We start from the raw sequence: 24,854 nt of genomic DNA on the forward strand, positions 1-24,854 counted from the left end.
CTGGCTTAATTATAATTTTAGCTAATCAAACTGTCTATGATTAGCTAATGCCATTACGGTAACAGCAATGCAAAATAATGCCCCACACGATACAGCAACCACTTCGCCGTTTTGGTTAAATAATTTTGTTAATGTTTATCAAACTCTTTCTACCGATAACTTAGATCTTCTGTCGACAATTTATCATCGTGATGTCATTTTTATTGATCCTATCCATGAACTTAAAGGCTTTGATAATTTATTTGAATATTTTCAAAATTTATATCAAAATCTAACGACTTGTGATTTTGTTATTACTAATATTATTGCTGAAAAAGATCAAGCTGCTATTTATTGGACGATGTCATATCAACACCCCAAGTTGAATAAAGGTAATCTTATCAATGTAATAGGGCATTCCCATATTAAAGGTTATGAAGATAAAGTTATTTACCACCGAGATTACTTAGACCTTGGCGCAATGCTTTATGAACAATTACCTGTTTTAGGCAAACTAGTAAAATTAATTAAGCAAAAGGCGGCAAAGTAATGGCAATTCGTACTGTTTTAATCACAGGCGCCACTTCAGGTATTGGTCACGCTTTATATGAAAAATATTTAGCGCAGGGTGACAATGTTATTGCTTGTGGACGTGATAAAAGTAAATTAGATAAGCTGTGCAGTAAGGCTTTTAAAACATTGGTATTTGATATGACCAAACCAGCCCAAATAGAGTCTGCTGCTGTTGATATTAAAGAAATTGATATCATGATTTTAAATGCAGGCGACTGCCGTTACATTGATGATGCTAAGCATTTCGATGGCAAACTATTTAGTGATATTATTTCAACAAATTTATCCTCACTAGGAGCTCTTTTAGAATTTTTCTTACCGATCACGAACAAAGGTGGGCAGGTGGTATTTGTTAGTTCAAGTGCAACAATCGTCCCTTTCCCAAGAAGTGAAGCATATGGTGCCTCAAAAGCAGGTATGGATTATTTAGCGAATAGTTTACGACTTGATCTGGTGGCTGCAAATATTGGTGTAACATTGGTACATCCTGGATTTATCAAGACGCCTTTAACAGAAAAAAATACCTTTGATATGCCGTTTCTATTATCGAGTGAAGAAGCCGCTACACGAATTATTAAAGGTGTTAACCGCCGAGCTAATTATTTACACTTTCCAAAAAGGCTTACGTTGACCTTAAAGTTATTCTCTTTTTTACCTGCATCTCTTTGGCAATCAATTATTTTAAGGAAATAAAAAGCATGAAGCACATTGCTATTATTGGCTCTGGTATCTCTGGTTTAACCGCGGCTTATTTACTCTCAAAAAAGCACAAGGTAACTGTCTTTGAAAAAAATGACAAAATTGGTGGCCATACCGCTACAGTAGACGTTGAAATTGCGAATGAAACTTTTGCTATAGATACCGGTTTTATTGTTTTTAATAATAAAACTTATCCTAATTACTTGGCTTTATTGTCAGAGATTGGTATCGGTAAGCAAGCAACTGAGATGAGTTTTTCTGTTCATAACTGTCAAACAGGTCTGGAATACAACGGTCACAACTTAGATACTTTATTTGCACAAAGAAGAAATATATTTAATCCAAAATTTTGGTTTCTGGTTAAAGAAATATTACGCTTCAATAAACTTTGTAAAAGTATTTATCAGTACAATAATTATCAGGTAGGGTTAACATTAGGTAAATTTTTAACAGATAATAATTTCAGTGCCTTTTTTGCTGAGCATTATATTTTACCTATGGCTGCTGCGATTTGGTCAAGTTCATTAGCGCAAATGGAAGATGTTGAGTTTAAGTTTTTTGTACAATTCTTCCATAATCATGGTTTACTTAATATCGCTGACAGGCCACAGTGGTACGTTATTCCTAAAGGGTCTAGAAGTTACTTAACGCCATTATGTATGCCATTTAAAGATAATATAATACTTAATGCTGATATTTCAGGGATTACACGTAGCAACGACAAAGTTCACTTGCACTTTAATGATCGCGCTAGTGAGACCTTCGATGAAGTTGTTATTGCCTGCCATTCAGATGAAGCTCTTGCCTTGTTAAACGATGCAACTGATAATGAAAGTAGCATCCTATCTGCTATGCCTTACAGTGCCAATTCCGTGATTTTACATACCGACAAAACACTTTTACCTGATCGCGAGAAAGCGTGGGCAAGTTGGAATTACCAGCTTAGTCAAGATCGTTCTAAGGCAGCAAGCGTTACTTACAATATGAATATTTTGCAAGGCATAGAAAGTCAGCATACCTTTTGTGTGACATTAAACCAGAAAGAAGATATTGACCCGAAAAAAATATTAAGAGAATTTACCTACCACCATCCTATTTTTTCTGCTGATTCAATCAGCGCTCAAAAAAGTAGATCACTCATTTGTGGTGTCAATCATACGCACTTTGCCGGAGCTTACTGGCATAATGGCTTTCATGAAGATGGTGTTAGAAGTGCTGTAGAAGTGGCTAATAAATTTGAATGTTATATAGCAGCTACTGTTAAAGGCTAAAAATGTCTGAACTATTCAACAAAAGCAATATTTATCAAGGTAATATAATTCACCGTCGCTTTAGTCCTAAGGCGCATAGTTTTGATTACTCCTTGTATATGCTTGCAATAGACGTTGATGATGTAAAAAATAATAATAACAGTATGGGGATTTTTGGTTTTTCGTGGTTTCATCCTTTACGCTTTGTTGAAAAAGATTATGTCAAGGGTGAACTATCCTCTCTTAAAGAGCGTATAAAACAAAAAGTCGTTGTATCAGATGGTCATAATGAGATAGCTAGAATTGTCATGTTGGTACAAGTTCGATGTTTTGGCATATATTTTAGCCCGGCTAATTTTTACTTTTGTTACAACAAAAAAAATGAATGTACTCAAATGTTAGCAGAGGTTAGCAATACTCCTTGGAATGAAAGACATTTTTATTTAGTGAATTTACTCAATACAAAAACAGCTAACACCAGTAAAAAAGTATTTCAGGTTTCACCCTTTATGGATATGGCAATGACATATTTTTGGCATGTAAAGCCGCCGTCATATGAACACGATAAGTTACTGGTTAAAATTGAAAACAAAACAATTAATGAAGAGACGGGTGAAGTAAGTAAATTATTCGACGCCAGTCTTGTTATGAAAAAAAAGCCATTCACTAAGAAAAGTTTATTGGCAATCTGGTGCCAGCTTCCTGTGATGACAGTAAAAGTTGTTTGGGGCATCTACTGGCAAGCCGTAAGATTGTTCGTTAAGCGGATACCCTTTATTGGCTATCAAAAATCAAATTAATATATAAATTGTAAAATAAGATTAAGGAGTACCAAATGGAACAAATTGAAGGTGTTAGAACTTTGCAGACCGCCAATTGGATAGATAAGCGTTGTCGTGACATGGTTCATTCTGTCTTTTCGAAGTTATCATATGGCGAATTAGAAGTCGTAGAAGGAACAGAGCATAACATTTTCCCTGAAACACCAGGAAGTTCACCGCTCAAAGGAAAGATTAATATACATGATATAAGTGTTTACCGTGATTTTGTTAAAGGAGGCAGTATCGGTGTATCAGAAGCCTATATCGATGGAAAATGGAGCAGTCCTAACCTTACTAATGTCATAAGAATTTTTGCTAAAGCACAACAAGAAACTGATAGCCTTGAGTCGAAAAAGTCATGGTTAAATAAGTTTAAGAACAGTATAACGCATTGGCAAAATAGAAATACTCAATCGGGTTCAAAGAAAAATATTCTTGCTCACTATGACCTAGGTAATGAATTATATACGCGTTTTCTTGACCCAGAAATGATGTATTCCTCTGCAATTTATCCAACAAAAAATGCCACATTAGACGAAGCACAACTTCATAAACTTGAAACGATTTGTCAGCGTTTATCTTTGTGCGAGAGTGATCATTTACTAGAAATAGGAACAGGTTGGGGCGGTTTAGCTATCTATGCAGCACAAAATTATGGCTGTAAAGTAACGACAACAACTATTTCTGACGCACAGTTTAATTATGCCCAGTCGCGTATTGAGAAGTTAGGGTTGCAAGATAAGATCACTTTACTCAAACAAGATTATCGCGATTTAACAGGGTCATTTGATAAAGTCGTTTCAATCGAGATGATTGAAGCCGTTGGTTATGAATTTTTACCTAGCTTCTTTAAACAATGTAATGATTTATTGAAAAATGGTGGTAAATTACTTATACAGTCAATCACTATCGTCGACCAACGTTTTGATTACTATAGAAGTAACGTAGACTTTATTCAGCGTTACATTTTCCCAGGAGGTTTTTTACCTTCGGTAAATGTACTCTCAGATAATATTACCAAACATAGTAGCCTTGTTGTTGAACAGCTTGATGATATTGGTCTAGATTATGCGCAAACTCTAGCGCATTGGCGTGAGAAGTTTTTAGTTTCTTGGTCTGATCTTACTCAGTTTGGTTATGATGAAACATTTAAACGTCTATGGTTATATTACTTTGCTTACTGTGAAGGCGCATTTTTAGAGCGTTCAACGAGTGCTGTACATATCGTTGCGCGTAAATAATATAGTGTTATAAGCTTGCCTTGTTTCTTAAACTTAATTGAATTAAGTAAAGTGAAGGCAACTTAGCTAATAAGTAATCTATTAAACAAAATAGGTAATAATGCCTATTTTGTTGTTATAACATGGCCAAACTGGTCAAATTTTAAACGTAATTTCTATATTTATCTTCACATCAACAGCTATATCGTAATACACAGGTGTAACAATGCCATTATTACTGTAAATTAGCTTATTGCTTTTACTTTATTGAATCCTTATGACACCAATTCGCTTGACCCAATACTCACACGGCGCCGGTTGTGGCTGCAAAATCTCTCCATCAGTACTCGATGTAATGCTTAAATCTTCACTGGTATTGCCTGAACATAAAGAACTATTGGTGGGTAATAGCACTAAAGATGATGCAGCTGTTTTTGATATAGGCAATGGCCAAGGCGTCATTTCAACCACAGATTTCTTTATGCCGATTGTTGATGATCCCACTGATTTTGGTAAAATCGCAGCGTGTAATGCCATCAGTGATATTTATGCTATGGGTGGTAAGCCGATAATGGCAATTGCTATTTTAGGTTGGCCAGTCAATATTTTAGCCCCTGAAATTGCTCAACAAGTACTCGATGGCGCTAGAGCTATTTGTGCTGAAGCAGGGATCCCCTTAGCAGGTGGACATTCTATTGATGCACCTGAGCCCATCTTTGGTTTAGCTGTAACCGGTTTAATCAATAATGAGCAGATAAAACGTAATAACACCGCAGGTGTTGGCGATCTATTGTATCTCACTAAACCGTTAGGTATTGGCATTATGACTACCGCTGAAAAGCAAGGTAAATTATTAGCTGAACATGCACACCTAGCGCCACAAGAAATGAAAGCTTTAAACATTATCGGTCAAAAATTTGCAGCTCAAGAAACTGTCACGGCAATGACAGATGTCACCGGTTTCGCACTTCTAGGACATCTTTTAGAAATGTGTCAGGGTAGCAATGTTGCTGCTATTATCGATTTTAAGCAAATACCCTGCATTGACTTTGTTAATGACTATATTGACCAAGGCTGTATACCGGGTGGCTGTGAACGTAATTTTACCAGTTATGGGGAACATGTTGGCCCGTTAACTCCTAAACAAAAAACACTTTTGTGTGATCCACAAACTAGCGGTGGTTTATTGGTTGCTGTTCAGCCATCAGGTAAGTTAGCCTTTGAAGCTTTATGCCAAGAAAATGGTTTGAATCTTCAACCTATTGGTGAACTAGTGACGGCAACTTCGCCTACAGTGAGTTTGTTGTAATGACTATAAACACCGCTGCCACAGAGCGACTAGACAGTAGCGACTTTCGCACTATTATTCGCAATAAAATTCCTTTGATGGATGTTCGCGCACCGATTGAATTTGAAAAAGGCGCTTTTAACCAGTCTGTTAACTTTCCGCTAATGAATAATGATGAACGGGCGGAAGTCGGGCTCTGCTACAAAAAAAAGGGGCAAGCGGCCGCCATTAACCTGGGTAATGAACTCGTTAGTGGACAAAGTAAAGATAATCGCTTGGCACAATGGCAAAATTTTGTTCAGCAAAACCCGCAAGGCTATTTATATTGTTTTCGTGGCGGTTTACGCTCTCAAACGGTGCAGCGTTGGTTAAAAGAATCAGGTATTAATTATCCTTTGCTTATCGGAGGTTACAAATCACTTCGTCAATTTTTACTCAACGAGCTAGAGCAACTTGCTCTACATCCATTAACTATCTTAGCTGGTAATACCGGCAGTGGTAAAACGCCTTTTCTTGCTCATTGTAGAAATAGTCTTGATTTAGAGGGGGTTGCAGGTCATCGCGGTTCAAGTTTTGGTGGTTTTGTTACCGCACAACCCAGCCAGATAGACTTTGAAAATAAATTGGCTGAATTATACATTACCGGTAATTATAGTTTAGATAAACCGCTGATCTTAGAGGATGAAGGGCGATTAATTGGTAGCGTACATTTACCTGAAAGCTTGCGACAAGCAATGACATTAGCGCCAATTGTAGTCATTGAAGAAAGTTTGGATTACCGTATTGAACATATATTCCAAGAATACATTATAAAGATGACGGCGCAATATCAAACAGCTTATGGCGTAGAGCAAGGTTTTATTGCCTTTAGTGAATATTTAGCACACGGCTTATTTAAAGTACGTAAACGCTTAGGTACAGAACGATATGCACAACTACAGATACTTCAAACTAAGGCATTCACTGAACAGCAAAAAGGTCTAACGCACTATCATTTAGATTGGTTAAAGCCATTACTTGAAGAATACTATGATCCTATGTATCAATACCAGTTAGGTCTCAAGGCCGAAAGGGTGATCTTTCGTGGTAACAATGCCCAATGTTTAGCCTATCTAGAGGGTAAGTAACACACTCAATCTAGATTAATAATTTCTACAGCCGTAATGTATGACGCTAATAACAAATGCTTTGAATTAAGCGTTCTATATTAGCGTCATATTGCGGCATTCTCCTTAGCTTAAACGAGTAAGTCACCTAAAGTACGATCACTGATGATATTTGTTAACAGTCGATTGGCCTAAGGCCCAGCGAAAATTCAAGTACTCTCGCGTTAAATTTTTAAAATTTCATTAAAAACAGCCAATTAATCTATCCCTATTTATTAGCGCTGATTAAAAAACAGCGGTTTATTTACACTCGCTCATCAATTTATAACCTGAAATATAGTTCGTATACTAACCATTATTATAAGTTTTAAAGTATATTTATACTCATATATGTAACTTACTATATTGATTTAAAATGATTTTATAGAATCACCTTCATTTTAGAACAATAACAGTAACTTGATAATTTCATTCAGAACCGCTAGAATTATAATTAATTGAACGTTCAATTAAAAATAATATTCGAGATATCTGTGCCTAAAATTGGAATGAAGCCTTTACGTAAACAACAGCTAATTGATGCTACCTTAGATTCCGTCGCACAATTTGGTTTACAAAACACCACAATAATAACGATCAGTCGGATCGCTGGCTTATCGTCAGGTATTATTAGTCATTATTTTGGTGGCAAGCAACAATTAGTAGAAGCAACCGTTAAACACTTGCTTGAACAATTGAAGTTAGCGCTACTCGAACGTGTTAGAGGTCAACATCTTGAGGCAGCCGATCGACTTATGATGATTATTGAGGCTAATTTCACTCAATTACAACGTTCTAAACCCGCAACAAAAACTTGGCTTAGTTTCTGGGCGCAATCAATGCATGAACCAGGATTGGCAAGGCTACAAAATATCAACAGCAAGCGCTTGCACAGCAATCTACTTTTTTCTTTTCGTCAGTTATTAAATGACGACTTAGCACTCATCGCCACTAAGCAGGCAGCAGCTATGATAGACGGTTTTTGGTTACGTAGTGCATTAAGCCCAAGCCCTGAAGAAGAGTTCAGGCAAGCCGAGCAATTTTGTAAAAAATTTATAGTCGATCTGCTTAAGCAGTATGGAGAAGTATCTTGTCATTAGTATGTTATAAAAACTTTATCGATGGTGCCTACATGGCAAATGATAGCGGCGAAACATTTGAAGTTATTAACCCAGCAACAGGGAAAGTTATCTATAAAGTGGAAGTTGCTGACGAAAAAATTAAACAGCAGGCAATTGCAAGCTCGCAACGTGGATTTGCCACTTGGTCTGCAATGAGCGCAATTGAGCGAAGTCGTATTTTACTTAAAGCGGTTGCCTTATTACGAGAACGTAACGATGAGTTGGCTAAAGTAGAAGTACTTGATACAGGTAAACCATGGCAAGAAGCCTCAGTCGTTGATGTAGCATCAGGTGCAGATTCGATTGAATTCTTTGCTGGGTTAGCACCAGGTGTTGAAGGTAATCAACAGTCGGTAGATGGCGATTTTTATTACACACGTCGCGAGCCATTAGGTATTTGCGCAGGTATCGGTGCTTGGAATTACCCACTACAGATAGCTTGTTGGAAAGCAGCACCAGCGCTTGCCTGTGGTAATTCAATGATTTTTAAACCTTCAGAAGAAACACCTTTAGGCGCTTTAAAACTTGCAGAGATATTTACAGAAGCAGGTATTCCTAATGGCGTATTTAATGTCGTTCAAGGGGCAGGTGAGGTAGGTGCATGGTTGTCTCATCATACAGAAATTGCCAAAGTGTCTTTTACCGGAGAAGTCGGTACCGGTAAAAAAGTGATGGCAGCAGCCGCTACTACGCTTAAAGATGTCACCATGGAGCTTGGTGGTAAGTCGCCATTAATTATTTTTGATGATGCTGATGTCGATAATGCGGTTTCTGCAGCGATGTTAGGTAATTTTTATACTCAAGGCGAAGTTTGTACCAATGGCACACGCGTATTCGTTCAAAAATCTATTTATCCCGTTTTTATTGAAAAGTTACTTCAGCGCACTAGCCAAAATATAATTGCCGGTGACCCTATGGTAGAAGAGACTAATTTTGGTGCACTGATTTCTTTAAAGCATTTAAATTTAGTGATGGAATACATCAAGCTTGGCGTTAGTGAAGGGGCAACCTTATTACATGGCGGGAAAACCCTTCAGCCAGACAATGCACCGGGTGGTTATTTTGTCGCTCCTACTATTTTTACCGACTGTACTGATCAAATGACTATTTGCCGCGAAGAGATTTTTGGGCCAGTGATGTCTGTATTAACATTCGATGACGAAGACGAGGTAATAAAACGCGCAAATGCGACTGACTTTGGTTTAGCCGCAGGTGTGTTTACACAAGATATTACTCGTGCTCACCGAGTGACCCATCAGATGGAGGCAGGAATTTGTTGGATAAATAGTTTTGGTGCTTCTCCAGCCCAAATGCCTGTTGGCGGTTATAAGCAATCTGGTGTTGGTCGTGAAAATGGTCTGCTAACACTCGATTATTACACGCAAATAAAAGCGGTGTATGTTGGGTTACAGCCATTAGACAGCCCGTTTTAATAAAGTTAAAGCTTAGTTAGCGTCCTTAAGCCTTGAATAGTTGCCAAAATTAAATGTTGGCAACCAAAGTAATAAAGTTGAGTGTTAAATGAACAGTGATAATTATGATTACATTATAGTCGGTGCCGGCTCTGCTGGTTGTGTATTAGCGAACCGTTTAAGTGAAGACAGCAAGAGTAAAGTCTTGTTACTTGAGACTGGTGGCAGTGACAAAAGCATTTTTATTCAAATGCCTACTGCTTTATCTATTCCGATGAATACCAAGAAATATGCATGGCAGTTTGAAACAGAGCCAGAGCCTAATCTTGATGGCCGACGTATGCATTGCCCTCGTGGTAAAGTATTAGGGGGCTCGTCTTCAATCAATGGCATGGTATATGTTCGTGGACACGCACGTGATTTTGATGAATGGCAAGACAACGGCGCCCAAAACTGGGATTACGCTCATTGTTTACCGTATTTCAAAAAAGCAGAAACATGGGCATTTGCCGGTGATGAATATCGTGGAAAAACTGGACCACTCGGCGTTAATAATGGCAACCAAATGAAAAACCCATTATATAAGGCCTTTGTTGATGCAGGTGTTGAGGCCGGATATAGTGCAACCAGTGACTATAATGGTACTCAGCAAGAAGGCTTTGGGCCAATGCACATGACGGTAAAAAAGGGAGTGCGCAGTTCAACTGCTAATGCCTATTTACGACCAGCAATGGCACGTGCAAATTTAACCGTGATAACTCATGCTTTAGTACATAAAGTATTACTTAATGGCAAAAAAGCAGTTGGCGTACGTTATGAACGCAACGGAAAAATAGTTGACGTTGTAGCTAATAAAGATGTTGTTTTATCAGCAGGTCCTGTTGGCTCGCCACATATACTGCAACTATCAGGTATTGGTCCTAAAGCTGTCCTTGAAGATGCCGGTATTGAATTGATACATGACTTACCTGGCGTTGGTGAAAACTTGCAAGATCATCTTGAGTTTTACTTCCAATTTAAATGTAAGCAGCCGATCACCTTAAATGGCAAATTAGATTGGTGGAGTAAATTGCAGATTGGTGTTCGTTGGATCTTAACAAAGAAAGGATTAGGTTCAACTAATCACTTTGAATCTTGTGGATTTATTCGCTCTAAACCAAGCGTAGAATGGCCAGATATACAATATCACTTTTTACCAGCTGCGATGCGTTATGACGGCAAAGAGGCCTTTGCAGGTCATGGTTTTCAAGTGCATGTTGGCCATAATAAACCGAAAAGTAGAGGTTTTATTAAAGCTTTGTCGAGTGATCCTAAAGCACACCCGCAAATACGCTTTAATTACCTTGAACACGAAGAAGACCGCGAAGGTTTTCGTGCCTGTGTTCGCCTAACCCGAGACATTATTAATCAGAGCGCATTAGATAAATATCGAGGTGAAGAAATACAGCCAGGCATTGGTATTCAAAGTGATGACGAAATTGACACTTTTGTTCGTCAATTTGTTGAAAGTGCTTATCATCCATCATGTTCATGCAAAATGGGTACAGATGCATTGTCAGTTGTAGATCCCCAAACCAGAGTACATGGTATTGAAGGGTTAAGGGTTGTTGATTCGTCAATATTTCCAACTATTCCTAACGGTAATTTAAATGCACCAACCATAATGGTCGCCGAACGTGCCGCCGATATTATTCGTGGCCGAGAAGTTTTATCGCCATCAAACGCCCCTGTTAGCTTAGTGCAAAATTAATAGCAACTGCGCACTAAAGAAAAATCTAAAAATTAACTAACGTTAATCGTCAGTACGCGGTTAGATCTTAATTTTCGCCATCAAGATATTTTCATGATGGCGACAATTGAAATCTTCAGTTTAAAGTTGCCGTGTACTTTTATAAACCTCAAAGAGGAGTACTACTTGTTTATATTAATTAATACCTTACTCAGGAGTGAACTATGACTACATGGTTAACAGCTGGGCTGTTATTTACCTTTACCGCCATCGCCTTTGTATTATATCGGTGGGGCAATATTCGCTGTGTCGGTGTAACACCGGTTAAAACATTTACCTTTATTGCTATTTTGTTTACCTCTGGTCTAGATGTTGGCTTGATCATGTTTCCGTTAACCGAATTTGCCGGATATGCTGATTTAGCAACCAACCCCGAATATGGATTTACGAACCCGTTGGCCATAGAGTTTGGCTATTGGGCATTTCTTATCTGGGGATTTTACTTTCTAACTTGTTTCTATTTTTGTGTGATTGAACCTCGTGTTCGTTTTTTTGAAATCCCACTGGTTAAACTGGTAAATAACGTAGTTATTATTGGTACCTGTGCTTTTACTGCCTATTTATTATTAACCAATTTACCTTGGTATATACCTGAACTTGGCGATGGTGAATCTATTGTTAGTAGCTTCTATTTAATTGTATTTTTAGTCATTGCTGCAGCGGTTTATTCAAGTACTAATATTCGCTACGTAAAAATATTAAGTTTGGCCACTACTTGGTTATTTTTAGCATTGATTGGTCTAATGTGGGGGGGAGCTTTTCTTTCAGAAACTTCAAGTATTGGAGAGTTTGCCAACACTATCGCAATGATTGGTGGCTACTTTGGTAATATCCACAAATTTGCTTTGCCCCTTAATGATTACCATGAATTTTACCTTTATTGGTGGTTTGCTTGGAGCATTATGATTGGTCAATTTACTTCGCGGTTTGTTGGAGGTCTTCGTACTTATCAAGTATTGGCAGCGATGTTGATTTTTCCTTCTATTCCAATCGCCATATGGTTCTCAGTACTGTATTACTACAGTGCAAACGGGCTAGAGACCGCTGGTTTCTATAATATCGCGATGGCATTTGTTGGCATAACCTTCGTTATTAACTCACTTGATTCATTGATCCGTCTCTATACTGATAATTTGAAATTGAGTGTTGCAAGGTTGGGCAGAGTTAAATATTTCTTTGGCAATTTAATTGCTCTTAGTTTACTTACCCTGCTATTTAAATTAGATTTCTTGCAAATCCAATGGGTTGGCGCAGTCGTTATTGGACTCTTTTTTACTTGCTTTGGTTATATCCTATTTAACAAGTTTAAAGTTGTTAGCGAAATTGAGCGTTCACCGAAAGAAAATAAAATTGATTATACTAAAATCGAATTAGTCGAATAGCACCGACCATTTTGCATTTAAATACTAAATAAAAGAGAAAATAAATGAATAAAAGTATTATAGCTATAGCCACAAGTTGTCTATTAACATTATCTTCTAGCGCACTAGCTGATGTGTCTGCAACGGTTAACATAGCCTCTGATTATACCTTTAACGGTGTTAGCCAAACAGGCAACGATCCAGCATTACAAGCGAGTTTGGATTATGCAGATAATAGCGGCTTTTATGCTGGAACTTGGGCGTCAAACGTTGACTTTGGTCGCTTTGAAGACACTAACATTGAGTGGGATGCCTATGTTGGTCAATATTTTCAACTTAACGAAAAAATAGAGCTAGATGCAGGTATTGCTTACTATACTTACCACGGCGATAACGTGTCAGATACATACAACTACCCTGAAGCTTATGCAAAATTTGGCTACAGTTCATCAATGGGTAACAGTGAAGTAAACTTTTGGTATAGCTGGGATTATTTTGGTCTTGATGTTAATCATTATATTGCTATGGTTGCTCATACGTTTGAAGTTAAACCGGGTCATAATATCAAGGTAAGTTTTGATCGTTCAATGTCAGCGAATAAAGATAAATGGTCGTGGAACGCCAAAGATGCTTACAACCATTACCGCGTTGAATATATGACCCATTGGAACGGCTTTGATGTTGATCTTGCTCTTGAAGATACAAATATGAACATTGATTTGGCTGATACCCGTGTCGTGTTATCTGTATCTCATACCTTCAGCTTATAATTGTATTGGATTAAGTAACGTTTATTCTAGGTAGTTCAACGAGCTATCGACTTATTATCTAAGCCTCAGTGTTTATCACTGAGGCTTTTTTTAGTGTTATGGATAAACAGCAACGGTAGTTTTTAGGCTTGGTTATACCCGGTCACCATGACTTTATTAGCTAATTTACCCCTTTAAAAGACGAATACCTGACTAATTAAAAGATTTACTCTTCCTGAAATTGCGCTATCCCTGTATTATCACCCGATAAAATTTACGTTAATTAATGTTTAAAACATTCAGTGATATAAAGAGCGATCATGACTAAACCACATAAGCCCCAAAGCAATGCTATGCTTAAAAGAGCCCACGAAAATATGCCGTTAGGGGTTGCAGACAGCTACCGGTATTGGGGTGAAGAAAACACCGTATTTTTAAGCAGCATGAAAGGCTGTACCATCACCGATTGTGATCAACAAACGTTTGTTGACTTTCGTTTAGCCTATGGCCCAATTATTCTTGGTTATCGTGACGAACGCGTAGACAATGAAGTGATTAACGCGATCACTAGCGTTGGCACCATTTCGGGTTTCTCTACCGGTCTTGATTCTGATGTGGTTGAATTGGTGAAATCACTTTGCCCTAATATCGATAAAATGCGCTTTGCTAATTCAGGTACCGAAGCGGTTATTGGCGCAGTGCGCACCGCTCGTGGATTTACAAAACGTAATAAAATAGTCGTGGTTGAAGGTGGCTTTCATGGCCTGCATGATGAAGTGATGTGGAAATCTGATGTTGATAACTGGGAAATCACTGATGAAAACGCGCCTGAAATTATACCTTTTGGCGCAGGTATCCCACAAAGTACGCGTGAACATCAAGTAAGTGTACCGCTTAACGATTTTAAAGCTATCAATACTGTTTTCGCTGAATATGGTCATGATATTGCGGCTATATTGATTGAACCTATTATGGGTAACTGTGGCTCGATTGCCTCAACGCAAGCCTATATGCAAAAGTTGCGTGACGTTTGTGATACGAATGGCTCTTTGCTCATTATGGACGAAGTCAAAACGGGTTTTCGTGTTGCCAAGGGCGGAGCACAAGCCTTATATGGTATCTATGCTGATTTAACTACGTATGCAAAAGCTATGGGCAACGGTTACCCAATTGCTGCTTTTGGTGGTAAAGCTAATGTTATGGATGCTATATCATTTGCAAAAGACGGGGTAACTCACGGCGGCACTTATACTGCTAATATGGTGGCACTGAGCGCAGCAAAAGCGACATTAACCGTGCTTAAAGAAACCGATGCACTTGAAACGATTGCGATAGTAGGTCAAAAAATTCAAGCGTTACTCTCAAGAGTGTTTACAAAATTTGATATTGAACATTGTTTTGCAGGACCCGATGCAATGTTTGGCGTACATTTTGGTAGTGAAGTGCCACAAAATTATCGTGATTGGAAAAAAACTAACAGTGATCTTTATACGCAATTCGCGCTTAACTTAATCGACAATGGCGTTATGTTAGAGCCTGACTCACGTGAACCTTGGTTTATTTGTGAAGCCCACCAAACTGTCGATCTTAAGTGGTTAGAGCAAGTTGCTGAGCAATCAATGAGCGCTGCGATTAACGCGCAGTAACTAGAAGTTTTTTTCAATTTGTAGACCTAACTTATTATTTAGGTAGGCTAGAAGTGAAATTTATCGCTATTGATTCGACGTCAATTAGCGATAAATGGACTAAATTTTCATTGCTTTATGCCATATTAAGCAGTAAAACCTAAAATAAATGTTAACCTTAAATGTTATGCTTTTTATAAAGTGATTTTATAATTAACAACTATATCAATACTTTAAGGATAACGCGTTACTTTTTTTATGCGTACTTATATTGATTTAGCCATGGAGTGGTTAAATATCTAACGATGTGAATAAAAGTACAAGCACTTTAAAAGCATATAGGGCATAGGTTCAAAAGTCCTGACTGTTAATCAATAGATTCAAAGGATATGAGTAATACTATGAGCATAAAATTCAGCCCACTTTCTAAATATGACGTTAACTATAGAAATGTTATTGAGCTTTATAAAGAGGCTTTTACGACAGTAAGGCATGTTCCTTCTTGGCTACTTGGCTTTATATTGAGAAAAGGGAAGGACGGCTTTAGCGTTCTTTATGAAAATAATAACTGGATTGGATTAATCTATCTTACCGAGTATAAAGATATTCTCTTTGTTCATTTCTTTGCAATAGCAGAGGATCAGCGTTCGTCTGGTTATGGGAGTAAGGTATTAGACGCATTGAAAGAGAAGCATGAAAACAGAGTCGTATTAAATATTGAAGAACTTCAAGTACAACAACAAAATTATTCACAACGAGTAAAACGAAAAGCATTCTATTTAAATAATGGATTTAGTTCTTCTGGTTACCTTGTTAAAGAGCCAGGTGAGGTACTTGAAATGCTAATACATGGTGGTAATATCTCCAAAGAAGAGATAGAAGCGATCTATAAAAATCTCTTTGGGGGCATTTTGGGCTCACTTTACCGACCTAAAATAATAACCATTAATGAATAATACCAACCGCGTATTAAAATAGTCAGTCTCAATGAGGCTGAACTTGCTAGATTAAAAAAGTAACATCGAGAAATACAGCAAGATAACGCCACTTTTGGTCAGTACCTTTTCTTTGCAGCTGCAATTAAAGGTTTACTGTTACTGTTGAGTTTTTTATAGCCACTTATTAAACCTATACATAACAAACCTACTAATAAGTAGCATTCATTAATTGTAGCGCTTGACTCCATCTCATTACATTTTACTAATGAGCGGGTTATTGCTGTTATTATGTAATTAATATTTCAGTCTCCAACAATAAGAAAAATAAAAATGACAAGTAGAAAAACACATAGACTTATAGGTTTAATCCTCATATTACCAATGTTTGGTTGGACAATTACCGGGGTCATATTTTTTATAAAACCTGGCTACAAAGGGGCTTATGAACAATTATCATTAAAAACTTATCCCCTAGAAACACAGTTATTAGTTGATCCAAAAAAAAATTGGAGTGAAGTTAAACTCATCAAAACTATTTTAGGTCATCATTTATTGGTTAAATCGCAAGGAAAAACAAAACATTTAGACCCTGTTACGCTTCAAGTTAAAGGGTTGCCAACTAAGGTAGAATATAAACGCCTTATTGATGATGCGCTTTCAGATAATAAAGAGCGTTATGGCGACATTATTTCTATTGATGGAACAAATGCAAAAACTAGCACAGGTGTTGAAATAAATCTTGATTGGGTAAGCTTAAGATTAAGCCAGAAGGGCGATGATACTAAGTTAATCAACAGACTTTATAAAATTCATTACCTTCAATGGACGCCATTTAAAAATGTAAATTTAGTTTTTGGCGTTTTAGGTTTATTACTATTAGCAACCCTAACCACTTTTGGGATAAGGCTTTATATTAAAAATAGAGAGTAATTGATTAATGGAGGTATTGGTATTAACCGATACCCTATTCGGTGTTCGCACCAAACTTAAATAGGGATATCAAACACACTTTAAATAAAAGGGCGTTAGGCATGGCTTTTCGAATGGCAGTTTATCCTGCTGTTTATTTTTACATGAAAAATCAAAATCACTTATTTGAGTTAAGCTTTATACTAACGGCTAAGCCATCCCAAGTTTAAGCACTTAATCAATATGACCATGTAATAGCTAATGTTTTTTTGTTACCCTATAAGCCTATGTCATAAAATTTCAAACAATAAATAGTTAAATGTTTGTGTTCTATATTTTTAACCAACAATTATTTGCCTGTTGAACAGGTATTAATTACACAGGAGTTTTGATGAAGTATTTTGCATATGGTTCAAACATGTCCCTTTTAAGGCTTCAGCAAAGGGTGCCAAGTGCCCAAAAAATTGACACAGTAAGTCTTAAAAATCATCAATTGCGTTTTAATATGAGTGGTAAAGATGGGTCAGGTAAATGCGACTCTTTTTATACGAATAATAGTGATGACGTGGTCATAGGCGCTCTTTTTGAGATAGATGAAAATGAGAAACCCATTTTAGATAGAGCTGAAAGTTTAGGATCTGGGTATAATGAAAAAATAGTATCCGTAAAAAACAAACAGGGAGTAACGTTCGAAGCACTAATTTATTGTGCAATTAGAATAGATCCTTCATTAAAACCATATACTTGGTATCTAAATCACGTAATTGTTGGTGCAAAAGAAACAAAGCTACCGTTGGATTACCTCGCTATCATCGAATCTGTTGTCTGTATAGAAGATCCAAATAAAGAGAGAGAAACAAAGGAACGGGCAATGTATCGTCCACACACTATTCAAAAAGACTGTACTTGAGGAGTTTAGCCATTTATAAAGACATAAAATGGAATTTAAGCAAACAATAAGGCGATCAGATTTAGATTGGTTAAGGGCCTTTAGTCAGCATTAAAATGAGGTTAAAGTGTGACGCCATTTCAGGACATGGACGTGGTTAATATATAAAATCAAACAATATGTAAACCTTGAGTAATTAGGTGAATATTAAAGTGTTTATATTTGATAATCCGTATTGTGTATATACATACCGCCATTTTTAGCGTTTTTACCTTGTTTTTTTGACTGATATAAATAATTATCAGCACACTTTAAAAGATTATAGAAATTAAAGTTGCTGTTAATATCATGCAATGCAAACCCTGAAGAAACAGTTACTGAGATATTGTTTTTCTCAAAAATAATATCAAGTTTATCTATCGACCCATTTACACGTTCACTTAAATTAGCTAACTCTGTTAAAGAAATATTTTCGCACAATAAAACGAACTCATCGCCTCCCCATCTAACGAGAACGTCACTGCTTCGCAATTGACTTGAAAGTTTCGTCGCTATAGCCTTTAAAACTTCATCACCCGCGGCGTGTCCATAGTTATCGTTAATCGGTTTTAAGTGATCACAATCTACCATAACTACGCCAACAGACTCTTTGGCAGTGCTATCACGTCGCTCAAATCTAGACTTAAGCCCTAGTAAGTAATCATCTAAGTAATTTCTAACGTAACAACCTGTTAAGTTATCGCGCATTGAATAGCTGAGTTTTTCTAGCATCATTTTATTTCTATTTGTCCAAAGTAATAGCATAACAAATGATAAAACACTTATTAGTATTATGATGAAGATAAAGAGTTGGTTATATTTTTCACTTTTTTGTATAGCTATTTGATTTAAAAGTTTTTCGTTTTCAAGAGATGCAAATTTTTTATCTATGGCTATATTTTTATCCATTTCGTAGAGCATATTGACAAAAGCTTTAGCTTGATTAGAGTTTTTAAATTCAACATAAGCCAAGAGATGTATCAAACTGTTTTTATCATCATTTAAACTCTTATAAATTTTCGCTAGTAAATAGTTGAGTTCAGAAACCTCTGTTTTATGACCTAACTCTATTGCTATTTTAAGTGACTCCTTTACGTGAGTTAAAGCTAGAGTAAAATTTTTCTGGGTAAAATAAAATAAGGCAATACTTTGATTTGTTATTTGCCTAAGCCGAACATCTTGATTACTAACCGCTAATGAAAGTGATTGTAATAACAGTTCTTCAGCTTTATTAACTCTTGCCATTCTTGCGTAAGTTAATCCTTCTAATCGCTCTAAATAACCAATACTTTCATAAATAGATTTGGCTCTATTAATTAATTTGAGGATATCTTGATTATTGCTATCGGGTTGGTTAATTTTAACACCCGATAAATAGAGTATGGTTAAATGTTCGAGCTTATTATCCCCCAGAGAGGACGCTTTTTCTAAAGACTTATTAAGCCGTATCTCTGCTAAATCATATAATTGTAATTCAGCATAAATCAACCCTAAGTTAAGCAGCGATCTAACTTCCATTTTTTTGCCATTATGCTCAACAGCATAGGTATTTAGCTGATTAGTATACTCAATGGCTTTAGCATATTGACCGATTAGTAAGTATGCTCGACTTATTTTGTAAAGAGCACTGTTGGAATAGTTATTATAAGAGGTGTTATTAAATGCTTGAACAGCATCAGCTAAATACTCTTGTCCCTTAACCTTGTTCCCAGCGTTAATATTAAGGACCGCTAAATTTGCAAAGACAGCGGGTTTGAGAAATGTATAGTCTGAGTTGTTAATTTGTGTGAGCAAGGTGGGAATAAAAGCGTTATGCTGATCGCCTTGAAGGTGTATTAGGTTTTGTAATTTTAAATAGTTATTTATTACCTCATTATCATCGTGTTCACTTTCTGCAGAAGCCAAAAAGGGGAACAAAACAACCATAAGTAATATTTTAAATACCCATCGATAAGCCAATATGATAGCTGTAAAAATTTTTTTTAAGTTTAACATGGTTCTAAAAAAAATGGCATATAAAAAAGAAAGAGGACCAAGTAGGCCTTAGATAAGACTCGACAATGACAAACGTTTCAATACTCTTGCAACAAAAAAACTCTAGTTGTTAATATTTATAAGTTACCCGGCTTGTAATTATAAGAATAGCCACATGCCAATGTTGAAGTATATTCGCATTACATCAACAAACATCAGTAGAGGGAAGCAAACCACTTATTATCTTGTTTCTGATAAGAGTTAATATCATCTAATAATGGTATTTAATGAAAATATTTTTTACCGCAAGCGTTATACAAAGTTAAATATGCACATACTTTAAGATATTCTATATATTGTAGACATAAATAAAGGAGCTAAAAATAAGGCTTTTCATTATTTAATGTAGTTAAAGTTCAGGACTTAAATCACACTAGGCTAAGGTTCCTAGTTTTGAACCGGCAATTGCTTATGTAAACCAAAGTGACGAGTATGAACGCACCCTTTCATCAATCGAAACATGATAAGAAGCGGTGTCTCAAAAGAAACCATGGTTGGAGATTAGCGAAGCACTTTGGCATCATGTATTAACGCCTGAAACAAGCCAGAGGGGTAAAGCAGCATTTGATGACATTATTCGCGACGTCATATAACAAAGAGAATCTTAATAGACGATGGCAAAAAGATATCTGTTAGATGCCGCCATTGAAAGTTGATAATTATTATCAGTTAAAAAATTGAACTTACCCACCTAATCCCACATAAAATTTATAGTTTATTCACTATATTTTAAATAATAATTATTTGTACTGATCTTTTATACAGCCCATGGTGTTTTCCTATCTTTTGCCGAAATACCGAAAGATTCGGTGTTGCCCCTTTTGAAATATTTAATAACAATAAAATGTTAGTGTTGTTATCATGTTGTGAAGTATGATAATTGTAAATGTAAATAAACAAGAAATGCTAAGTGTTGTCTATTGCTTAGTTTTTCGGTCTAATAAGCTGTTATGTTGCAAAAGGAGATGCAGTTCATGAATCAGATTAAGAGTAACTTTCAAATATTAGCCGCTACAGCTTCAACACTTTATTTTGGCTTGTTTGCGTATGGAGCTTTTATCTTCATTAAAGAATTTGAAAATGTATTTGATTCGTTTGAATCGGAGCTACCATTTCAAACATCTTTATTAATTGGCACTTATCGTTACTGGGGTATTTTAGGTTTAATCTCTGTTTTTATTTTGTTTAAAGTGAGTAAATGTAAAAGTAGTAAATCTATGTCGGTGCTTATTTGGCTTGGTGTTTTGTCAATATTATTAGTAGTGTTTGCTATTTGGGGTATTTATAGCCCTGTACTCGAAGGTAGCGGGCAAGCTGCAACATAACAAGCCACTCAAGCAGGACAAATAACAGTTGGTTTTGTTCGCTTCGCTCTCTATTATAACCAACTATTATTTGCCTCTTAGTGGGGCGTTAGAGCTATAGATCAATTTCTGGAGATGTAATGGATAATAGAGATGAGTTAATACGTTTTACTAAAAAGGGGATCGGTTTTCCATTTGCTGGATTAATCGTAATGTGCCTTTGCGCTTTAGTCATTAATTTTCTCCCACAAAGGCAGGCTTTGATAATGGTTATCTTTGCTACTGGTAGTACATTTCCAATAGCTTTCTTTATATCAAAAATATTCAAAGTTAATCCATTTGCTAAATTCCCGCCATTATCAAACTTGGCCACAGTCTTAGCCTGTGCTCAATTTTTATATTGGCCAGTGCTTATCTTAGTACTTCAATTAATTCCCAATTGGTTTCCATTCGTTTTAGCTATTCTTTTTGGCTCTCATTTCATTCCTTTTGGATGGCTTTATAAAAGTAAAGCTTATTACTTTTTAGGATTTGCTATGCCTGCTGTAGGATGTGTAATGGCTTTTGGAGGGAGCGAGCTTTCTTATACATATACTTTTTTAGCTCTTATTCCTCTGTATTTACTTACGTGTTTACTTCTTCTTAAAGAGAATTCAACAGTCAAATATGCAGCAATATAGCCCTAACAAGGCGTTCAAACGGACAAAAAACAGTTGGCTGTTTCACTCCGTTCACAATTTTAGCCAACAATATTTTGCCGCTTAACGTGGCGTTAGCAGTACAGGAAATTATGGCATTAGATTTACACATTATGGAAAATGGCCAAGCTAAGGAATGGATCTATGCGATTGATTCTGAAAAATGGGTATTGTTCAACGAAGCATTCGAAAAGTTCGCAGCTAAAAGTGGCCTCGTCATTGATGAATATTCTGACACTAAATTCTCATCAGGGCTTCAAAATCTAATTGATGTGATTAAATCTGTTGCTCCAGAGTATGGTAAAAACTCTGTAGTATTCACAGAATTCATTTCCGTATTAGAGTCTGCTGAAAGTAATAGTAAAAGTGTAATCTTTGTTGGTGATTAGTGTACTGCTAACAAGGCGTTCAAACGGACAAAAAACAGTTGGCTGTTTCACTCCGTTCACAATTTTAGCCAACAATTTTTTGCCGCTTAACGTGGCGTTATAAGTATCCAAAAGGGAAGTGTTTATGTCACAGGATGAGATCAAATCAATCGTTAAAAAATATAAATTCAAATCGGTTAAAATCTTAATGGGTTTTTTATTAATAGCTGTTTTTGCAAATTGGTACTTAATTAATTCAAGTATTGAACGTCATGCTGAGTTAGGTTTACCTTATACAAGTAGCGATTCAGGTTTTATTTGGGGTGCAATAATTACAGGGTTATTTACAGTTTTATCTTTATGCTTTTATTCTATCGAAAAGATATTGCTAGAACTGTTAATCAAACCTAAAACAGAGTTAGAGTAAAATACTTATAACAAGTCATTAAAGCAGGACAAAAAACAGTTGGTTTTTGCTCCTGCGTCGCTTATTTTAACCAACTGTTTTTTGCCTCTTAATGAGGCGTTAGATTTTTATCGGAGTTTGGATGGATCCATTAAGTGTGAGTATAGGTTTTCTTATTGGTACAGCGACAGGTGCCGCAGGAACTTATTATGGTAATAAATATACAGATGAGCGTCGCAAAAAAGAGATTGCGTCATCAGACAACGCAACTTTAGATAAACTATGGGCTAATCACTCTGAATTATTAGCCGAAATGAAATCTGATATGGATAATCCTGCTTATTTTCATCACCGTGATTTTTGGATGCTTGATAGTCAATGGATGTTTAACCACGATGGTCCTTATTTGGTTTACCATATAGATGTGCATTCATCACTAGAGCAACAACTAAATATTCTTGAGTCTCATGGTGTTATCCTTGATGTTAGCGACTCATCTAAAAATGTTAAGAAGTTTCAATTTACAGAGCTATTTGTCGAGTTTCTGCGTAGTAAAAAAATCTAACAAGGCATTCAAACGGACAAAAAACAGTTGGCTGTTTTCACTCCGTTCAACATTTTAGCCAACAATTTTTTGCCGCTTAATGTGGCGTTAGGTGTTCAGGGAATCTCTCAACTATGGATGTTGATCAAAAGATAAATGTTTTTCATTCCTTAGATTCTAAATCGACTTGTATCGCTATGATCAAGTCTTGTACTTTTGGAATCGCAATTTTAACTTTAATAAGCTTGATCGTTGGACTATTTTTTCAAGAGTTGATTATTGAAACATCTATTGGTTTTATAATTGATTTCAGCTTGTACGCGTTCCTGCTCTTTGCAGTTTTTAGGTGGCATTCTCGTATTGCTGCATCATGTTTACTTTTATTATCAACTTATAGTGTATATCTAACATTTATGGTGCTTGCAGGAGTCGAAATTGGTGGATCTAATCTATTAATATCTCTTGCAAGTTTTTGGTTGTCTTTGCGTTGTACGGAAGCAACTGTTAAATTAAATAAACCTAATAAAAAGAACACCTAACAAGGCGTTCAAACGGACAAAAAACAGTTGGCTGTTTCACTCCGTTCACATTTTAGCCAACAATTTTTTGCCGCTTAACGTGGCGTTATAAAGCACACGGAGAGTGGAGTGTATATTCGAGTTTTATTATTACTAAATGTAATTTTCCTTTTAACAAGTTGTGCATTTGTTAATACAAAAATCTTAGACGAAACAAAGATTTGTTTGGCAGATAACTCCAATTATCAGATTGAAATCATTAATAGAGAAACCGTAACAGGCAGCCATCACACACCTTTTGATTATGGTAATAAATCGATTTCTGACCATATTTATACTTTTCAAGTTTCTTCACTTAGTGGTGAGCTAAAGTACAGTCAAGTTAAGTCATGGTTAAACTCAAAAGCTATTGTTCCTAAATCGGGTACCTTAATGATTTCGAATAATAAAATTTATGTTAATCTCGATTTCGACGGCGTAAAGTTAAAGGGGAAAGTACTGTTTTACCAAGATAAAATCAATAAGTGTACAAGTGCTTTATAACAAGCAATTCAACAGGACTAAAAACAGTGGGCTGTTCGCTTCGCTCCATTTTAGCCCACAATTTTTAGCCCGTTAATTGGGCGTTATATGCCTAAAAGGAGTTGGAGTTTAGCATGTTCATATATTCAAGAAATCAACTTGATGATTCTGTAGTTACGATAGTGTTCAGCCCAAATTTTAAGTGGCTGTCTCTTCTATTTGCTTTATCGGCTATATTCCTTTCATACTTTAGCTACCCAAACCTCGCATTATTGTTTTTTTGTTGTTTCGGTATCTGGTTACTTTTATTTTTGATGCAAACAAAAAGTGTACGACGAGAAATTAAAGAGTTTATGGTTTTAGGTAAAGTTCAGACTTCAGGTTCAAATTGGAATTATAATAACCCAATTACTTATACTATAAAATATTAGCATTCGGCATATAACAAGGCATTCAAACGGACAAAAAACAGTTGGCTGTTTTCACTCCGTTCAACATTTTAGCCAACAATTTTTTGCCGCTTAATGCGGCGTTAGCTGTACAAGGAAAGTTTTGTGATCGTTATTATATTTATATCCTTAATTGCAATATCAATTTATTTTAAAGTGCGTTACAACCAAGCAATCACAAAGGCTCAAGAGTTTTGTAATTTA

The 24,854-nt window shown here is 36.2% G+C and carries 24 protein-coding genes; 23 read left to right on the plus strand and 1 reads right to left on the minus strand.

What is annotated here, in order from left to right; genetic code table 11:
- The first annotated feature begins 67 nt into the window (after window positions 1–67).
- The 16 genes from H4J66_RS01685 to H4J66_RS01760 all read left to right on the plus strand — a co-directional run bounded on the left by H4J66_RS01685 (window position 68) and on the right by H4J66_RS01760 (window position 17,789).
- Window positions 68–529: a nuclear transport factor 2 family protein gene (locus tag H4J66_RS01685; protein ID WP_182169732.1), complete on the plus strand. Its 462-nt coding sequence runs from the start codon at window positions 68–70 to the stop codon at window positions 527–529.
- The gene (locus H4J66_RS01690) at window positions 529–1,245 is read left to right on the plus strand and encodes an SDR family NAD(P)-dependent oxidoreductase (RefSeq protein ID WP_182169735.1); all 717 of its coding nucleotides are present in this window, start codon (window positions 529–531) and stop codon (window positions 1,243–1,245) included. The genes H4J66_RS01685 and H4J66_RS01690 overlap by 1 nt, the downstream gene beginning before the upstream one ends.
- Window positions 1,246–1,250: 5 nt before the next feature.
- Complete coding sequence (locus H4J66_RS01695) at window positions 1,251–2,522, plus strand: NAD(P)/FAD-dependent oxidoreductase (RefSeq protein WP_182169738.1); 1,272 nt, start codon at window positions 1,251–1,253, stop codon at window positions 2,520–2,522.
- Window positions 2,523–2,524: 2 nt separating this feature from the next.
- Window positions 2,525–3,301 (plus strand): DUF1365 domain-containing protein, encoded by a 777-nt coding sequence (locus tag H4J66_RS01700; protein WP_182169741.1) that lies wholly within the window; start codon window positions 2,525–2,527, stop codon window positions 3,299–3,301.
- Between the two features lie 35 nt (window positions 3,302–3,336).
- On the plus strand, window positions 3,337–4,563 hold the full coding sequence (locus H4J66_RS01705; RefSeq protein WP_182169744.1) for a cyclopropane-fatty-acyl-phospholipid synthase family protein: 1,227 nt from the start codon (window positions 3,337–3,339) through the stop codon (window positions 4,561–4,563).
- 256 nt (window positions 4,564–4,819) lie between these two features.
- On the plus strand, window positions 4,820–5,851 hold the full coding sequence (gene selD, locus H4J66_RS01710) for a selenide, water dikinase SelD (RefSeq protein ID WP_182169747.1): 1,032 nt from the start codon (window positions 4,820–4,822) through the stop codon (window positions 5,849–5,851).
- Window positions 5,851–6,957 carry a tRNA 2-selenouridine(34) synthase MnmH gene (gene mnmH / locus H4J66_RS01715; protein WP_182169750.1) on the plus strand — a complete coding sequence of 369 codons (1,107 nt, stop codon included), beginning with the start codon at window positions 5,851–5,853 and terminating at the stop codon, window positions 6,955–6,957. Before selD ends, mnmH begins: the two co-directional genes overlap by 1 nt.
- A 512-nt stretch (window positions 6,958–7,469) precedes the next feature.
- On the plus strand, window positions 7,470–8,075 hold the full coding sequence (gene betI, locus H4J66_RS01720; RefSeq protein ID WP_182169753.1) for a transcriptional regulator BetI: 606 nt from the start codon (window positions 7,470–7,472) through the stop codon (window positions 8,073–8,075).
- Window positions 8,066–9,529 carry a betaine-aldehyde dehydrogenase gene (betB, locus tag H4J66_RS01725; protein ID WP_182169756.1) on the plus strand — a complete coding sequence of 488 codons (1,464 nt, stop codon included), beginning with the start codon at window positions 8,066–8,068 and terminating at the stop codon, window positions 9,527–9,529. Before betI ends, betB begins: the two co-directional genes overlap by 10 nt.
- 88 nt (window positions 9,530–9,617) lie before the next feature.
- Entirely contained in the window at window positions 9,618–11,258 is a 1,641-nt protein-coding gene (betA, locus tag H4J66_RS01730) for a choline dehydrogenase (protein ID WP_182169759.1), read from the plus strand.
- Window positions 11,259–11,461: 203 nt separating this feature from the next.
- Window positions 11,462–12,679 (plus strand): BCCT family transporter, encoded by a 1,218-nt coding sequence (locus H4J66_RS01735; protein ID WP_182169762.1) that lies wholly within the window; start codon window positions 11,462–11,464, stop codon window positions 12,677–12,679.
- Between the two features lie 44 nt (window positions 12,680–12,723).
- Entirely contained in the window at window positions 12,724–13,428 is a 705-nt protein-coding gene (locus H4J66_RS01740; protein ID WP_182169765.1) for a TorF family putative porin, read from the plus strand.
- A gap of 299 nt (window positions 13,429–13,727) precedes the next feature.
- Window positions 13,728–15,053: an aspartate aminotransferase family protein gene (locus H4J66_RS01745; RefSeq protein ID WP_182169768.1), complete on the plus strand. Its 1,326-nt coding sequence runs from the start codon at window positions 13,728–13,730 to the stop codon at window positions 15,051–15,053.
- A 380-nt stretch (window positions 15,054–15,433) separates the two neighbouring features.
- Window positions 15,434–15,988, plus strand: coding sequence for a GNAT family N-acetyltransferase (locus H4J66_RS01750; RefSeq protein WP_182169771.1), 555 nt, complete (start codon window positions 15,434–15,436; stop codon window positions 15,986–15,988).
- 312 nt (window positions 15,989–16,300) lie between these two features.
- Window positions 16,301–16,900: a hypothetical protein gene (locus tag H4J66_RS01755; RefSeq protein ID WP_182169774.1), complete on the plus strand. Its 600-nt coding sequence runs from the start codon at window positions 16,301–16,303 to the stop codon at window positions 16,898–16,900.
- 370 nt (window positions 16,901–17,270) lie between these two features.
- Window positions 17,271–17,789 (plus strand): gamma-glutamylcyclotransferase family protein, encoded by a 519-nt coding sequence (locus tag H4J66_RS01760; RefSeq protein WP_182169777.1) that lies wholly within the window; start codon window positions 17,271–17,273, stop codon window positions 17,787–17,789.
- Between the two features lie 195 nt (window positions 17,790–17,984).
- Here the strand turns inward: H4J66_RS01760 and H4J66_RS01765 are convergent, their stop codons facing one another.
- Window positions 17,985–19,733 carry a tetratricopeptide repeat-containing diguanylate cyclase gene (locus H4J66_RS01765; RefSeq protein ID WP_182169780.1) on the minus strand — a complete coding sequence of 583 codons (1,749 nt, stop codon included), beginning with the start codon at window positions 19,731–19,733 and terminating at the stop codon, window positions 17,985–17,987.
- 1,082 nt (window positions 19,734–20,815) lie between these two features.
- On the opposite strand from H4J66_RS01765, the gene H4J66_RS01770 reads away from it, so the two are divergent.
- The 7 genes from H4J66_RS01770 (at window position 20,816) to H4J66_RS01800 (ending at window position 24,222) form a co-directional block, all read left to right on the plus strand.
- Window positions 20,816–21,166 (plus strand): hypothetical protein, encoded by a 351-nt coding sequence (locus tag H4J66_RS01770; RefSeq protein WP_182169783.1) that lies wholly within the window; start codon window positions 20,816–20,818, stop codon window positions 21,164–21,166.
- A 119-nt stretch (window positions 21,167–21,285) separates the two neighbouring features.
- Window positions 21,286–21,825 (plus strand): DUF7010 family protein, encoded by a 540-nt coding sequence (locus tag H4J66_RS01775; protein WP_182169787.1) that lies wholly within the window; start codon window positions 21,286–21,288, stop codon window positions 21,823–21,825.
- 74 nt (window positions 21,826–21,899) lie between these two features.
- Window positions 21,900–22,232, plus strand: coding sequence for a hypothetical protein (locus tag H4J66_RS01780; protein WP_182169790.1), 333 nt, complete (start codon window positions 21,900–21,902; stop codon window positions 22,230–22,232).
- 124 nt (window positions 22,233–22,356) lie between these two features.
- Window positions 22,357–22,638 carry a hypothetical protein gene (locus tag H4J66_RS01785; RefSeq protein ID WP_182169793.1) on the plus strand — a complete coding sequence of 94 codons (282 nt, stop codon included), beginning with the start codon at window positions 22,357–22,359 and terminating at the stop codon, window positions 22,636–22,638.
- A gap of 121 nt (window positions 22,639–22,759) precedes the next feature.
- Complete coding sequence (locus tag H4J66_RS01790) at window positions 22,760–23,182, plus strand: hypothetical protein (RefSeq protein WP_182169796.1); 423 nt, start codon at window positions 22,760–22,762, stop codon at window positions 23,180–23,182.
- A gap of 113 nt (window positions 23,183–23,295) precedes the next feature.
- Window positions 23,296–23,700, plus strand: coding sequence for a hypothetical protein (locus tag H4J66_RS01795; protein ID WP_182169799.1), 405 nt, complete (start codon window positions 23,296–23,298; stop codon window positions 23,698–23,700).
- Between the two features lie 204 nt (window positions 23,701–23,904).
- A complete protein-coding gene (locus tag H4J66_RS01800; RefSeq protein ID WP_182169802.1) occupies window positions 23,905–24,222 on the plus strand; it encodes a hypothetical protein in 318 nt (105 codons plus the stop codon).
- Window positions 24,223–24,854 lie beyond the last annotated feature (632 nt).

This window comes from Colwellia sp. MB3u-55, from assembly GCF_014076785.1.
Taxonomy (GTDB): domain Bacteria; phylum Pseudomonadota; class Gammaproteobacteria; order Enterobacterales; family Alteromonadaceae; genus Colwellia_A.